Here is a 13,624-nt window from a genome sequence, read left to right on the forward strand (position 1 = left end):
GAACTGTCATGTCCGACGCGCGCCTGCGTGAGGAAATCTGCCGATACGGCCGCTCGCTGTTCGAACGCGGGCTGACGCCCGGTTCGTCGGGCAACATATCGTTGCGGCTGGAGGATGGCGGCTGGCTGGTCACGCCGACCAACGCCTCGCTCGGCTTTCTCGACCCGGCACGGATCTCCAGGCTCGATGCCGAAGGCCGGCTTCTGTCCGGCGACAAGCCGACCAAGGAAATTCCGCTGCATACGGCCCTTTACGATACGCGCGGCAGCGCCCGCGCCATCGTCCATCTTCACTCCACCCACGCGGTGGCACTGACCATGCTGCCGGAGATCGATCCGCGCGCCGCCCTGCCGCCGATGACGCCATATTATCTGATGCGCGCCGGCGAAACCGCGCTGGTGCCCTATTATCGTCCGGGCGATCCGGCGGTGGCCGATGCCATCCGCGGGCTGGCGGGCAAGTATTCGTCGGTGCTGCTGGCCAATCACGGACCTGTTGTCGCCGGCGACAGCCTGGAGGCGGCGGTCTTTGCGACCGAGGAACTGGAGGAAACGGCGAAGCTCTATCTGCTGTTGCGCAACCTCAATCCCCGTTTCCTCAGCCCGGCGCAGGTGGCCGATCTCGTCAACACGTTCGGCCTCGACCTTCCGTCGCATCACGATCACGATCACGGCGGCGATTGAAGGCGTCACTCCGCCGGCCGTTGACCGCGGGCAAGCGCGCAACCTTCTGCCAAACCCTGCTTTCGATACGATAGATTCTGCTTCCGATGCCGCCAATTCAGGCGAGTTGCGGGCGAAGCGATGCCTATGATTGTGATAGTTCCGATCGTTCAAGGATACGCAGATGACGACGTTCCGTCCGAAATACATCACCTTCGACTGCTATGGCACGCTGACCAACTTTCAGATGGCGGAAGCGGCGCGCGACCTCTACGGCGAAGAACTCGACGAGCCACGCATGGCGGAGTTCATCAAGAATTTCGCCGCCTATCGGCTCGACGAGATCTTGGGCGACTGGAAACCCTATGCCGAGGTGGTGCACAATTCGCTCGAGCGGACATGCAAGCGCAACGGCGTGACCTTTCGCGATGAAGCCGCCCGGATGATCTATGAGCGGGTTCCGAGCTGGGGGCCGCATTCGGATGTTCCAGCCGGTCTCGCCAAGGTCGCCAAGGAAATCCCTTTGGTCATCCTCTCCAACGCCATGAATTCGCAGATCATGTCGAACGTCGAAAAACTGGGCGCGCCCTTCCATGCGGTCTATACCGCCGAGCAGGCGCAGTCCTATAAGCCACGCTTCAAGGGCTTTGAATATATGCTCGATATGCTGGGCTGCGGGCCGGAAGACGTGCTGCATTGCTCGTCCTCCTTCCGCTACGACCTGATGTCGGCCCACGATCTCGGCATCAAGAACAAGGTTTGGGTCAATCGTGGCCACGAGCCGGCCAATCCCTACTACGGTTATGTCGAAATCCCTGACATCTCGGGCCTGCCTGGCGTCGTCGGGCTCTGACGGAGACACGCGGATGCAGTTCGAATCCTACTGGCACGACACGGCACCAGCCTTTGCCGGCGGCGCTCAAGGCCCCGTCGAAGGACATTACGACGTCGCCGTCATCGGCGCCGGCTTCACCGGGCTTGCCGCGGCGCGCCAGCTCGCGAAGGCCGGCGTCAAGGTCGTGGTGCTGGAGGCCGAACGGGTCGGCTGGGGAGCGTCGGGACGCAATGGCGGCCACCTCAACAACGGGCTCGCCCACAGTTTCCTGTCCGCCAAATCAGCACTCGGCGTGGAGCGAGCCGTCGCCCTCTACAAGGCGTTCGACGATTCCATCGACACGATCGAGGCGATTATCGCCGAAGAGGGGATCGACTGCAATTTCCGCCGCGCGGGCAAGTTGAAGCTTGCCTCCAAGCCGCAGCATTTCGATGCCATTGCCCGCAATTTCGAGGCTGTTCACAAAGAGGTCGATCCGGACACCGCACTTCTGACGGCGAGTGATCTGAAAAGCGAGGTCGGCTCGCCTTTCCATGGCGCCATGCTCTCGAAGAAGAGCGCGATGATGCATATGGGCCGCTATGTCGCCGGGCTCGCCACTGCGGCCGCCCGCCATGGCGCCGTCATCTTCGAAAGGGCGGCGGTGACGGCACACCGGCAGGGCAACGGTCGCCATAGCCTTGCGACCGCACGCGGCACCGTCACCGCAGACCACGTCCTGGTCGCGACTGGCGCCTATACGCCGTCGCTCTTTAATTATTTCCGCCGCCGGATCATTTCCGTCGGCAGCTTTCTGATCGCGACCCGTCCGCTGACCGACGCCGAAATCGCCGCTACGATGCCGGGTAACCGGACCTGTGTGACGTCGATGAACATCGGCAACTATTTCCGGCTGTCGCCCGACAGGCGGCTGATCTTCGGCGGTCGCGCCCGGTTTTCCGCCACATCGGATCAGCGCTCGGACGCGAGGAGCGGCGACATTCTGCGCGCCAGCCTGGCTGAAATCTTCCCGCAGCTTGCCGGCGTCGAGATCGACTATTGCTGGGGCGGGCTCGTCGACATGACGAAGGACCGCTATCCGCGCGCCGGCTATGTCGATGGTGTCTGGTATGCCATGGGCTATTCCGGCCACGGCGCCCAGCTCTCCACCCATCTCGGCATGATCATGGCCGACGCCATCCTCGGCAAGGTCGACCGTAATCCGATCAAGGGGCTCGAATGGCCGGCCGTTCCCGGCCATTTTGGAAAGCCGTGGTTCCTGCCGCTCGTCGGGCTCTATTACAAGACGCTCGATCGCTTCCAGTAACGGGCCGGAGGCAGGACTGGGATGAGCACCTGCGCGGCGCTCAACTATCTGGCCTCACTGACTGGATAGATCCTGAGAATCCCAAGGCGGTTATCAGTCGTGATCGCTGCAATACCCGCTTCATATGCCGCGCGGACGATTGCCTCATGCAATTGCTCGGGTTCGCTCTCTCCGGTAAGGACCTCCAAACAGATTCTCACCGCCGTGAGGAATTCCTCACCATCGTCGGTGGGCCATTCCTTCAGCAACAGTTGGGCAGCCTCGTGAGCGGTACGGATCACCTTGCGATCTTTCCCTTCGGCAAAAACAAGAATTATCGTTGGGAACTTTCTCACCATATCGAATCTCATTGCCCCTGAACTCCGCGGGACGACCAGTGCCAATGCCGGGCCATGGTTCGGACCGAGATTGGCCGCACATGCTCGTCAACCATCTTCCGCGTCATCTCGACAATCACGTGCCTATCCTCCGGTTGGTGGGAAGGAGGAGTTCGCTAGATTGGCTTTTAGCTCGCGGGCTGCCGCCTCAAGGAGTCGCTTGAATTCTTCGGAGGTCACGCCATCCGCGCGCATGACGATAGCGATTAGTGGATCACGAAGAGCTTCAGTTATCGTCAGCTCATCGTTCTTTCCGGCAGTTGCGCCAACGGGGCAACAATATTCCGAGGAAAATAGCGCGATCATGGACATACCTTACATTCGGGGTGTTTTAAGAGAGCGCAGCTCGGCTTGATCGCCTTTGAGGTCCAATATCCATTGGCGTCCCCGGGCGACCGAGTGTCTCGAAAGGCAGTTTTGGGCGATCTGCGACGCGGCAAGGCCGGCGACCAATGGGTTGTCGACGGTGGCCGGCAGGGTGCGAAAGCTGTCGTCGGTTGCGACTTGGGTGGCGCAATGGCAGACGGAACATGCGTCCTCATGCACCAGGACCAAAGGACCTGCCATGCAATAGTTTGCCGAGCGGCCCACATGCAGATGAGGCGGCAGGCCGGCTTTCAATGCTCGGCAGGCCGACAGGAGATCTTGGGCTCGACGAGAATCGTCGCCGGCGAGGATGAAGAACGGGTTATTAGCGTAGTCTGCGATTAACCGCAGCGCCGAGGCGCCTTCCGCAAATTCCGGCAGCGTGAAGACATAAGCCGAGAAACCCGCGGCCAGATGGGTCGCCAGCCTGTCCGTCTTCAGCCAGCCGACATCAGCCTCGCTTGCCCAAGGGAGACGGTTCAAATCGTTCTCATTGATACGATCCGCATCCACGAGAAGGAAATGGCGCGCGCCGAGGGCCGCAAGCTGGATGGCGATCTGTGAGCCCAAGTCGCCGCATCCGATGATGACGAAGTCGATATCGCCAAAGCGTGCGATGTCGCGTTGCCGATGGAGAGGCGTCAGTATGGCGTCGTGGTGATCGATTGCGGCGGAGTCATATTCGTCCTCCGCCGGCATATCGGAAGCCTTCAACGAGACGACGAATGCAGATCGGGTAACATGGGGGCTCTGTTCCTCGACAGAATCGGCACTATTGCCGGTGAACAGAGCCCCCTGGCCGCCCCGCCCAAGGCTGTGGGTGACGAGGTTCGGGAAGTCGACGGACGCGGTGGCGGCCGCCGATAATCGTTTGAACCGATAGTTGACCATCACATCGCCTCCATCTCGCTGGGCGCAACTCCGCGGATCGTCGCGGCGTAGTGACCGTAATCCTCGCCCATCGCATGGTCGGGGGTCTTCACGATCACGTGGAATTTGCCGTCGTACCAGAGGCTGACATTGTCGCCGCTGTCATCGATCTCTCGCCGGCCCATCCGAGGATCGATCGGCTCCTTGCCGCGCAGCAGCATCTGTCCGATATCCCAGGCTTGGCGATCGAGAACTCGCTGGCGCTCGGCAAGATGCGCCTGCCGGTGCGCAATGGGTTCTTCGGCAAGCAACTGGCTGACGAGGAACAAGATCCGACTGCTCCAGGAAGGAATGGCGGCGATGTCTGGGAGGTCGAGGAGGACATCGCCGCCGAGACGTTCGATACCTTTCCGAGCGATGTCGACAAGCGGGACTTGCCGCGCGGCATAGGCGATTATGAATGCCGCTTTCCGGGCGCGGCGCTCAGGATCCGCCTCGGTGGATAGGCATGCCATGCGCAAGGCGCACTCCCAGGGAATGGTGTAGGCCGTATGCAGGATGCTCTCGAGCGTCTGTAAGTCCTTCTTGTATGGGGAAACATATTGGAACTCGCCGGGCAGGGATGCCGCCGCCGATGTCGTATAGAACCCGAGCAGGATATTCCCCGCCTCATGAAGCAGTTGGGCCGCTGTCGCGGCATGATCGCCGGCGCGCAATCTCTCTCTGGAAAGGACGATGAGCGCGCTGCCCGGCAATTCGTTCGAACTCGAAAAGGAGCACTGCGGTTCGCGCCGCACGCCAACGTAAAGGGTGTGCAGGCCGGCGATCAGACGCTGATGGCCGTACTCGTCCAAGTCCGCGATCAATGCGAAGGCCTTCTCCAGATGGTCGGCGATTCGATCCAATTCCGCATCGTCGGTGATCGGATAGCCGGGCCGGGGATAGTCCGGCATGCATTGGCGGAGGAGGGCTTGCATGATACGGCTTCGCACCGGACTTTCGATGTGCACGAGGCCGATGCCGCAAGAGAGCCGGCACGCTGTCTGACGTTCGAGTTCAAGATCCGATGCGATCAGATCCGGCTGCAGATAGCGGCCGACGACCTGCACATCGGGGCGGGCTGCCTGCCATTCCAGACTGCGCGCGAGCGCACCCATCCAGGCTGCAAGTACGGATGAACGGTAAGGGTCGGCACCGACCGGTCCGGCAACCGCTGGCGGAAGCTCCGGCAGGCGAGTGTATCCGCCATGTGCAAGGTCGGGGAAATAACCTGACAGTGCCTCTACCCCAGCCGAACAACCGGCGAGCTTCGAAGCCGCCGCAAGCGTGCGGCCATATTGGAAGCGTCGCTTCAAGAGGTTGCGTGTTGCCACGCGCTGCAGGGAGACGGAACTTGCCATCAGAGGATTGCGCTTGAGCAGGAGGCGCGCCTCATCTGCCAACTGTTGTATGCGGGACGCGGACATCGGCAGCCTCCGTGAGTTTGTCTTCGGGCGGATCAAGGTTGCATGTCGGGCGAAGATGCCCCGGTGCGGGCCGGCTTCGTCGAGCATCGGAACGGTATGTGCCGTCCGTTGAGAGGCACTATTGCCCAAGGGCGTCATTCGCCCGCCAGTACCGCGTTAAAAATCCGTAAAAAGGTCGTAAACAAAGAAAAAGCCCCCTCGATAGAGGAGGCTTGGAATCTTTCGAAAAGCATCCCCGGGCTTCAGATGGCCAGAGCTGCCTGTACCGCCGCCCGCGCATTTGGCAGGCCTGATCCAAAGAAATAGGCCATCTCGACGGCGTCCTCGCTTTCGGCGTTCATGCAATCCGCCGTCAATTTCCTCGTTCCGGGCGCGACAATGGCGTCCAGGCGGGATGCGGTCTTCAGAATCGATTTCACTTGGGGCCCGGAGAGGCGGTCACCCAGATTGTGGCGGCTTTTGTAGGCCCGCTGTATCAGGGCACATAGCCCGCCCACCTGCGCCGCCGCGCCTGATGTGCCTCCGAAGGTGGTGTAGTATCCGCCCCCGATGCCGGGATTGGTTCCGAACGGCACGACGGCCGACCACGGATCGGAGCCATGATCATAGCCGAAAATCCCCGATAGGTCGGTCGTCAGCAGCGAGAAGTGCGAATAGCAGTATTCCCGCGTTCGAAATGCGCTGTAGTCGTGCTGCGCGGCAAATGGAGAAAGCCGGTCGAGGCGCAACTGATGCCTGTTGAAGACCTCCCCGTCGTCGGAGGGGGAGACAACCGTCAATCCTTCGCCGTAATTACTGTAGCCCGAACGGAAACCTTCGACGGTAACGGCTCCAACTGCAATGACGCCGTTGTTGTCGGCGGCAAGATTTGCCGGATAGATCAGCTGGCTCTCGCCACTGTTTCCTGCGGCGCAGACGATCGGGATGTGCCGGCTGATCGCGAGGATGAGTTGTTTGAGGACATGCCATGGGCGATCCGGATTGGAGCCTTTCTGCGCAGCCTTCGGCTCCAGTTCAGGCCCACCCTGATCAGCAAGGGCAATGCGCGTGAACAGATTGGCGGCATCCTGGTTTTTCCACAATTCCAGGTCGGCCTTCAGCTCGTTCTTCGGATCAACGATGCTGTGTTTCGGGTCAGGCAGACCGCGCGGCAAGACGATTACGTCTGCTTTCTGAAGATAGGCGTAAAGGAAGGCCGCAATGAACTGCCTGACATCGTCTTCGAAGGATGTTCTGATCGAGATAAGCCTTGAGAAAGGGTCAACGCCGAAATAGGGGATAACATTGCGATTGCCGCTCGTCCGCAGCTCGTCGCCATTCCCGTAGAAGGCTCCTTCCGGCGGAAGGCTTGGCGTGCCTTCTTCCGCAACAACGGCGGGTTCGCCGACGATCAGCCCTGCGCAGCAGGTACCATGCGACGCAAACAGCGATTCCGGATTATAGAGCCGCCGGAGGACACCCTCCGACGCGGCGTATTCGGCAACCAGATCACCAAGATAGTCCCGATCGTCGTTCGAAAGGCCCATATTGCCGAGCGGAGCAATGTCGAGCCCGGCAAAGAAGGCATGTCTTTCCTCGCGGTCGAAGGACGTGGTCGTATCGAGAATTTCGAGCACGCGGGCGCCGTAACGATGGGTCGTCAAATCGATTGACGCCTCCCGGTCAAGCCGGGTTGCCAGATTGGGATGATCCGGAGATACGCCGACATCGATCAGCGCGACCCGTGCCGGCCGCAACGGGCCGGCGGAAACGATGGCATCCCAGACCGTGCCGGTGATGAGGGGATCGGGGAGCGCGCGTGCGGCGCTCGCATCGGGCGCTGGAGGCATCGGCGGAGCCGATCCGTATTCCGCGTCGACTACGCCAAGAGCAGTCAGGTGCCAGAGATAGTAGTAGTTGATCGGCGCGGGCTCAGGCATTTTTGTTTGATCCGTCATGGTTGTAACCCTATTGAGCAGCGGTTGGAGAATTCAGACCCATTCGTCGTGTACGGCCTGGAACAGAGGCCCGAACGCGTCGTGGAGGTAGGGAGCGAAGCGTCGGGCGAGATCTCGCCCTGCCTGCGTATCGCTCGGATAGTGCAGGCCGGCCCATTCGCGATTTTCGGCAACGTTCTGGGCGATGCGGGCAAGCTCGTCGGTGGCCGGATGTTCCGGCAGGATCGTCGAGAACGCAAAGGCGATCGAAAAGCACTGGAACGAATGGTTGCTGGGATAGGACTCGTGGACCGGCACGGCCAGCAACGGCCGCAGCATGGGCTCGAACTGGTTTGGCCGCAGCCGATTGAACTGGCTCTTGTAGATCAGTCCGACATATTCGCAGGCCGTCAGGATCGCCTGGAAAAGCCCTTCTGTCTGCTCGAAACCGCCGAGATCCTCGATATGCAATGCGCGGGTGAATTCCCCGACGGAGATCGTCGACTCGATTTGGATGTCGGGCAGGCGCCGCACGCGTTCGCGGTCGCGGCGCTGCATGGAGAGCAGCACCGTCGTTTCGAGGCGGGTATAATCCGGGCCGGGCGGCGGAAGTATATCCAGCATTTCCCAGGTGAAGCGCCGCGCCGCGGTATAGGCGTTGCGTGACGGCTGCTGGTGCAGCCTGCGCAGCTCGAAGGAGGGGATAAGCTGCGACACGCCGAGGCTGGCGCCGTCCATCGTCGACTTGTTCTTGTTCTTGTTTTTATTCTTATTTTTGTTCTTGTTTTTGTTCAGCGATGCCTTGTTGAGCACCGACTTATTCGCCACGCTCGTGAGGACCGAGGCTACGGCCATCGTCGCCATCATGGGCCCTGCCAGAGGCGATGCATCTTCACCCGTGCCGGGGAAAAGCGCAGGTTCGGAGACTGCATCAGGTGCTGCCGGCGACGCACCGGCGAGAGGATCGGCACCGGCATCGTCCCTGGGTTCGCATGGGAGGACCGTATCCGGCTCAATCCTGAATTTATAACTGTTTAGAAATAAAACTAATTTTGATTGCGATTCGTGGGCAGTGTCCGCTTCCATTGCAGCCTCCTTGCGCGATGATGTGAAGAATTGTCCGGGGCTCAGCGCAGCTTGGCGCCGGCCTTGAGCAGGCCGTCGATCAAGATCTGGCCGCCGCCTGTGTCGAGCAGCGGATAGCCGCTGCCGCGGAAGTCGTTGATGGAGAAGCCGCCCTCGACTGCCTCAAGACGCTGCAGGTAATGCCGCGCGCTGCCGAGATCGTTGGAATGGGCATGACTGGAGGCAAGATAGCGCAGCAGGCTGTTGAAGTTCGGCCGTGCCCGCAAGGCTTCTTCGCCTGCAGTTATGGCTGCGGCATGATCGCCTGCAAGCGCTGCCGCGATGCATTTGGTCGTATCGAAGTAATATTTATGCGGGCTGTAGACGCCGAGCTCTTGTACCCAACGCGCCATCGCCACCGCCTTGTCGGGCTGGCCTGCATAGCAGTGCAGCATCGCGTAGAGGTCCCAACCGAGCGGCAGGGCCGGATTCAGGCGGATCGATTTTTCGAACAGGTTGGCCGCATAGTCGTATTCGCCGAACAGGAACGAATGGACGTGGCCGACGAGCGCGAGCGACACGGAATTCTGCGGATCGAGTTCCAGCGCCTTGCGTGCATAGGCCTGGGCTTCCTCGATCAGATGCGCGTCCAGCGCGTTGAAACGTTGGCCGACCTGGAAAGTCCGAATGAATGACAGCCAGGCAAAAGTCGATGATCGCGGCTGATACTGGATCTGTTCTTCCAGCCGCCGTTCCGCGTTATCGAGGTCGTCGCGCGACAGCCGAAAAATCGCATTGACGGCGTCGATCAGGAGACCGTCTTGCGACAATCGGCTGTCGGTTGCCTGGATCTCCTGGAAATAGGCCAGCTGATCGACGGCCTGGCTGATCAGCGCAGCGGCGATGCCGAACTCGCCCCGCTCGAACTGCGTGCGGTTGATTGCCTGACTGCCCAGCCAATGAATACGGTTGTTGATCAGGTGCTTCATCACCAGCTCGATCAGCACCATGTCACCATCAAACGTCAGGCGAAGCTGTAGGCATATGGGAAGGCTGATCTGCTGTTCGTTCTCTTCAATATGCGGCAAGGTGAAGGAGAGGTCGGTGACGCCAAAACCCAGCCCATCGATGATGGCTTTTGCAATGAGGTTCTGGAACCGTGTCGCAGCAATTTGTCCGCCCTCTCCGGCACCCACCACGATGGGGGACTGAAGAGCCATCATCCATTGCCAATCACCACCAACCCGCCGCCCATATGGGCCGCTGCTGGCGATGTCCACGGGTTTGCCTGTTCTCGACGTATCCGGGGCGCCTGTTAACGGCAGCAGGGCGGAATGTTTGGCGATATCGCGGCTCGGCTGCTGTCGCGGCTCGAAGACGTCGTGGACTTGTCCTTCATCGAGGCGGCGATACCAGTTTTGCCGTTCCAGCGCCAACCAGTCCTCGAATTCGGGATCGCGGATGTCGATGCCTTCGAGCAATTCGTCGGTGACTTGATCTGGAGACCGCTCCGTCCGAATCATCAGGTCGGTATCGAGCAGGAGTCGGTCCGTATCCAGCCAAACGGTATTCTTATCCGCAATCAAGAGATCACGTGCCGGTCCCAGACTCTTATGAATGTCCAAAAGCGCCTGGCGTAGACTGGCTGCCGCCTGGTCGTCGGAGCGATCGCTCCATAACTTGTCCCTAAGCCAGATTCTCGAGCGCGAGCCCCGGGTGGACAATGCAAGCATTGCCAGAAGAGCCTGTGCCTTTTTGGATTTCGGAGCAACCGACCGCCCCCCGGCGTCCACAAGGGCAAAAGGCCCGAGCAGGAACATCCGAAACGGATAGTGCTCCTTGTTCATGCGATCCACCGGCCCCGCCCCCGCTGCCTCCGATACGCTCGTTTGGCGGCCGGAAGATCTAGCATCCAGGGGCCAGTCTGCCACAACTTCGGCTCCTGACAAGCAACCGGGAAGGGAAACCGGGATTGCGAAATGTAACTCTATGCTATGACGATGATCGAGCTGAAGCATAACCGGTTGAAATCCCTCTGCGTAACTTCGCAAACCGGCCGTAGCATCCTGCCGTCAAAGCAGCGTCAAAGAAATGTTGTTTGGGCACCGTAATTTTGCAGGCATCCGCCAAAGGCTGCGGAGTACTTAAAACGAAGTGTCGGAGTTGCTCCAGCAGGAGCATCGACAGTCGCTCCGATCATCCAGCGCCGGGATGATGTCCCGGCGCTCTTTTGTTTTCCTGTAGTCAGGCGAGCCCGCCGATGTGGAAGCTCTTCATTTCGAGATATTCCTCGATGCCGCACTGCGCGCCCTCGCGGCCAAGACCGGATTGTTTGACGCCGCCGAAGGGAGCGACCTCGGTCGAGATCGCCCCTGTGTTCAGGCCGACCATCCCGAATTCGAGCGCTTCGGCGACACGCCAGGAGCGTTTCAGGCTCCCGGTGTAGAAATAGGCCGCAAGCCCGAAGGGCGTGGCGTTGGCAATGCGGATCGCCTCTTCCTCGTTGTCGAAACGGAAAAGCGGGGCAACAGGTCCGAAGGTCTCTTCGCTGGCGAGCTGCATCTCGGTCGTCGCACCGCCAAGCACCATCGGCACCGCATATTGATCGCCTTCAGGCATGAAACCTGCCGTGGCGAGGATCCTCGCTCCCTTTTCCACCGCATCGTCGACATGTCGCCTGATCTTCTCGATCGCCGCCTTGTTGATCATCGGCCCGATATCGGTGCCTGCATCCGTGCCGGCCCCGACCTTCATGGCCGATACGCGCGCGGAAAGTTTGGCGGCAAAGGCCTCGTAGACGCCGGACTGGACGAGAAGCCGGTTGGCGCAGACGCAGGTCTGCCCGCCATTGCGGAATTTCGAGGCGATTGCGCCTTCCACGGCCAGATCGAGATCGGCATCGTCGAAGACGATGAAGGGCGCGTTGCCGCCGAGTTCGAGGCTGAGCCGCTTGACGCTGTCGGCCGCGCCGCGCATCAGCAGCGAGCCGACGCGGGTCGAGCCGGTGAAAGAGATCTTGCGCACGGTCTGGTTCGCCATCAGTTCGTCGCCGATGCCGGCCGGCATGCCGGTGACGATATTGATCACCCCCTTCGGGATGCCGGCGCGCTCCGCCAATACACCGAGCGCCAGCGCCGAAAAGGGGGTCAGGTCCGATGGCTTGACGACGACGGTGCAGCCTGCGGCGAGCGCCGGCCCGACCTTGCGGGTGATCATCGCATTCGGAAAATTCCACGGCGTGATGATCGCCGACACGCCGACAGGCTCCTTCAGAACGACGATCCGCCGGTCCGCCGTCGGCGAGGGAATGGTCGTTCCGCCGATGCGGCGCGCCTCCTCGGAAAACCATCTGATGAACGAGGCGCCATAGCGGATTTCGCCGCGCGCTTCCGTCAGCGGCTTGCCCTGCTCCCTGGTGAGGATCAACGCCAGATCCTCGATATTGTCGAGCATCAGATCGTGCCAGGCTTCCAGCAATGCGCCGCGCTCGGCATTGGTCTTTGCGCGCCATGGACCAAAGGCCTTTTCCGCCGCCACGATTGCCGCCCTCGTATCGGCTCCGTCCATGTCGGGTACCGTGCCCAGCACATGCTGGGTCGCCGGATCGATCACCTCGATCGTGTGCCCGGCCGCGGCCCCCCGCCATTCTCCGTCGATCAGTCCCTGCTGACGAAGCAGGCTGCTATCCCTCAATCCGTTCATTCTGTTCTCCATTGATCAGCCGAGTGCCGAAAGCACCGATGCCGTGATCGCGTCGGTCTTGTCCTTGCCGGGAATCGAGCCGATGCCGCGTGCCGTCGTCGCCTCGATTGATGCCATCACCCTTGCTGCGGCAGCCGGTTCTCCGAGATGCTCCAGCATCATTGCGCCCGACCAGATGGCGGCGATCGGATTGGCGATGCCGAGATCAGCGATATCGGGCGCCGAGCCGTGGACCGGTTCGAACATCGATGGCGCCGAGCGATCGGGATTGATATTGGCGGAGGCGGCAAAGCCGAGCCCGCCCTGGATGGCGGCGCCGAGGTCGGTCAGGATGTCGCCGAACAGGTTGGAGGCGACCACGACGTCGAGACTATCAGGCGCCATGACCATGCGGGCGGCCATGGCGTCGATATGGTAGCTGGTCACCTCGACATCTGGATATTCCGCAGAAAGCCTCTGGGTGATTTCGTCCCAGAAGACCATCGAATATTTCTGGGCGTTGGACTTCGTCACCGAGGCAAGCTTGCCGCGTCGCGCACGCGCCTGCTCGAAGCCGAAACGCAGGATGCGCTCGACCCCCTTGCGGGTGAAGATCGAGGTCTCGACGGCCACCTCATTATCGGTGCCCTGGTGGACGCGGCCACCGGCGCCGGAATATTCGCCCTCGGTATTTTCACGGATGCAGAGGATGTTGAAGCCATCGGACCGCAACGGCCCTTGCACACCCGGCAGCAGCCGGTGCGGGCGGATATTGGCATATTGCACGAAAGCCTTGCGGATCGGCAGCAGAAGCCCATGCAGCGACACGGAATCCGGCACTTTGCGAGGCCAGCCGACGGCGCCGAGCAGGATGGCGTCGAAGGATCTGAGTATTTCGATGCCGTCGGCGGGCATCATGCTGCCGTTCTCCAGATAGTAATCGCAGGACCAGGGATAGCTGGTTGCGTCAAGAGAAAATCCGTTCAGGCGAGCTGCCTTTTCGAGTACGGCCCAGGCGGCTGCCGTCACGTCGCGGCCGATGCCGTCTCCGGGCAGAAGGGCGATTTTGTAGGTTTTCAT

General features: G+C 61.0%; 12 protein-coding genes. 3 read left to right on the forward strand and 9 right to left on the reverse strand.

Going from position 1 to position 13,624, the window contains the following annotated elements; genetic code table 11:
* The first annotated feature begins 8 nt into the window (after positions 1 to 8).
* The 3 genes from RL_RS36010 to RL_RS36020 all read left to right on the forward strand — a co-directional run bounded on the left by RL_RS36010 (position 9) and on the right by RL_RS36020 (position 2,803).
* Positions 9 to 683, forward strand: coding sequence for an aldolase (locus RL_RS36010; protein WP_011649378.1), 675 nt, complete (start codon positions 9 to 11; stop codon positions 681 to 683).
* A 163-nt stretch (positions 684 to 846) separates the two neighbouring features.
* Positions 847 to 1,515: a haloacid dehalogenase type II gene (locus RL_RS36015; RefSeq protein ID WP_011649379.1), complete on the forward strand. Its 669-nt coding sequence runs from the start codon at positions 847 to 849 to the stop codon at positions 1,513 to 1,515.
* Between the two features lie 13 nt (positions 1,516 to 1,528).
* The gene (locus tag RL_RS36020; RefSeq protein ID WP_011649380.1) at positions 1,529 to 2,803 is read left to right on the forward strand and encodes an NAD(P)/FAD-dependent oxidoreductase; all 1,275 of its coding nucleotides are present in this window, start codon (positions 1,529 to 1,531) and stop codon (positions 2,801 to 2,803) included.
* Between the two features lie 44 nt (positions 2,804 to 2,847).
* On the opposite strand, the gene RL_RS36025 is transcribed toward RL_RS36020, so the two are convergent.
* From RL_RS36025 to RL_RS36060, 9 genes are all read right to left on the reverse strand, one after another.
* Positions 2,848 to 3,153 carry a DUF982 domain-containing protein gene (locus RL_RS36025; RefSeq protein ID WP_003549782.1) on the reverse strand — a complete coding sequence of 102 codons (306 nt, stop codon included), beginning with the start codon at positions 3,151 to 3,153 and terminating at the stop codon, positions 2,848 to 2,850.
* Positions 3,154 to 3,264: 111 nt separating this feature from the next.
* Entirely contained in the window at positions 3,265 to 3,486 is a 222-nt protein-coding gene (locus tag RL_RS38855; RefSeq protein ID WP_003549783.1) for a hypothetical protein, read from the reverse strand.
* Positions 3,487 to 3,495: 9 nt separating this feature from the next.
* Positions 3,496 to 4,440, reverse strand: a complete 945-nt coding sequence (locus tag RL_RS36030) for a ThiF family adenylyltransferase (protein WP_011649381.1) — start codon at positions 4,438 to 4,440, stop codon at positions 3,496 to 3,498.
* Positions 4,437 to 6,020, reverse strand: coding sequence for an aKG-HExxH-type peptide beta-hydroxylase (locus RL_RS36035; RefSeq protein ID WP_011649382.1), 1,584 nt, complete (start codon positions 6,018 to 6,020; stop codon positions 4,437 to 4,439). The genes RL_RS36030 and RL_RS36035 overlap by 4 nt, the downstream gene beginning before the upstream one ends.
* 104 nt (positions 6,021 to 6,124) lie before the next feature.
* Complete coding sequence (locus RL_RS36040; protein WP_011649383.1) at positions 6,125 to 7,819, reverse strand: S8 family serine peptidase; 1,695 nt, start codon at positions 7,817 to 7,819, stop codon at positions 6,125 to 6,127.
* Between the two features lie 33 nt (positions 7,820 to 7,852).
* Positions 7,853 to 8,884, reverse strand: a complete 1,032-nt coding sequence (locus tag RL_RS36045) for a phosphatase PAP2 family protein (protein ID WP_041937023.1) — start codon at positions 8,882 to 8,884, stop codon at positions 7,853 to 7,855.
* Positions 8,885 to 8,925: 41 nt separating this feature from the next.
* Positions 8,926 to 10,881, reverse strand: coding sequence for a hypothetical protein (locus tag RL_RS36050; RefSeq protein ID WP_011649385.1), 1,956 nt, complete (start codon positions 10,879 to 10,881; stop codon positions 8,926 to 8,928).
* A 226-nt stretch (positions 10,882 to 11,107) separates the two neighbouring features.
* A complete protein-coding gene (locus tag RL_RS36055) occupies positions 11,108 to 12,565 on the reverse strand; it encodes an NAD-dependent succinate-semialdehyde dehydrogenase (RefSeq protein ID WP_028742935.1) in 1,458 nt (485 codons plus the stop codon).
* A 15-nt stretch (positions 12,566 to 12,580) separates the two neighbouring features.
* Positions 12,581 to 13,624 carry a tartrate dehydrogenase gene (locus RL_RS36060; RefSeq protein ID WP_011649387.1) on the reverse strand — a complete coding sequence of 348 codons (1,044 nt, stop codon included), beginning with the start codon at positions 13,622 to 13,624 and terminating at the stop codon, positions 12,581 to 12,583.

It is taken from the genome of Rhizobium johnstonii 3841, from assembly GCF_000009265.1.
Taxonomy (GTDB): Bacteria; Pseudomonadota; Alphaproteobacteria; order Rhizobiales; family Rhizobiaceae; genus Rhizobium; species Rhizobium acaciae.